This window comes from Candidatus Ulvibacter alkanivorans (assembly GCF_003333325.1).
GTDB lineage: Bacteria > Bacteroidota > Bacteroidia > Flavobacteriales > Flavobacteriaceae > Ulvibacter_A > Ulvibacter_A alkanivorans.
In genome coordinates this window covers 1-1,054 of sequence record NZ_QOLC01000094.1, presented here as the reverse complement: position 1 = coordinate 1,054, position 1,054 = coordinate 1, and the positions used below count along the sequence as shown (strand labels likewise).

Sequence of the window (1,054 nt, the reverse complement as noted above, 5' to 3'; positions counted from 1 at the left end):
TTACTTCAACAGGAACGGTTGTAGCTTCAATTCCAAAAACAGCGCTACCATACACTTTTACCAGCAATTTTTCTTTACAAGATAAAGAAAAAAAGAAGCCCATTAATGAATTGCTAGTATTTGGGTATGAATACGATAAAGAAAATTTAATTTTTTAATGCATCAGAAGGTTTTGGAACAAAATGGCCTTTTCCACCAGCTCTGTCATCATCAAAAGTTGTTGGAACATCATTATTCAAAGTACGTTCATTCCAAGTAACATGTTCCGTGCCATCATCTCTTTGTACCATGGTGATGCAATCTTCAACTGGGCATACCAATGAACATAAATTACAATTTCAAATTTCAGGATGGCCGTGATATCGAGTTCAAGGTAACTGGGGAGTCCTCCTCGCCGCCGCAGGGTCAGTCACTGCCGGCCTGGGTTCGTCTCGAACACTGTCAGTGTTCGAACTGCCCGCTGAAGCCTGGCGAGACCCCGTATTGCCCGGCGGCAACCGAGATTCTGCCGGTCGTAGAGGCGTTTCAGGCGGAAGACGCGTATCAGAAAGTGGATGTAACCGTGACGGATGAGCGCCGCTCCTATTTCAAGCAGACGACGCTGGAAGAGGCGTTGCGTTCTCTGCTGGGGCTCAAGATGGCTACCAGTGGCTGCCCTGTGCTTTCGGAGCTCAAGCCGATGGCGCTCCACCACCTGCCGTTTGCCAACAGTGACGAATTTGTGATGCGCAGTGTGGGGTATTATCTGCTTCAACAGCTTTTCGCAAAGCGGAATCAGCAGGAAGCGGACTGGGAACTGAAAGGTCTGGTGGAGCGTAATCAGCGATTACAGCTGGTGAATCAGGCGCTCTGGCAGCGGATACATGCTGTTTGCAAGGGCGACAGTAATCTGAAGGCACTGCTCAACTTTTTCTCAATGGCCTCGAGTGTCAGCGTTTCTCTGGAAAGCCAGCTCAGGAAGCTTCAGGCCAGGATGAAGGGGGAGGGCTAGGGCCGTCCCCCTTCCATCACGAGTCTCAATGAATACGAATGGCCAGTACATCGCACTCCGTGC

General features: G+C 49.5%; 2 protein-coding genes. One reads left to right on the top strand and one right to left on the bottom strand.

The features are described from left to right. Positions 1-146: 146 nt before the first annotated feature. Positions 147-290, bottom strand: coding sequence for a hypothetical protein (locus DWA30_RS13325; RefSeq protein ID WP_168421763.1), 144 nt, complete (start codon positions 288-290; stop codon positions 147-149). Between the two features lie 29 nt (positions 291-319). Between DWA30_RS13325 and DWA30_RS10080 the strand changes: the two genes are divergently transcribed. After that, entirely contained in the window at positions 320-991 is a 672-nt protein-coding gene (locus tag DWA30_RS10080) for a DUF6901 family protein (RefSeq protein ID WP_022992475.1), read from the top strand. Positions 992-1,054 lie beyond the last annotated feature (63 nt).

Coding starts and splice junctions, on each gene's coding strand:
- DWA30_RS10080 (WP_022992475.1), top strand. CDS start 320: ATGAACATAAATTACAATTTCAAATTTCAGGATGGCCGTGATATCGAG.
- DWA30_RS13325 (WP_168421763.1), bottom strand. CDS start 290: ATGGTACAAAGAGATGATGGCACGGAACATGTTACTTGGAATGAACGT.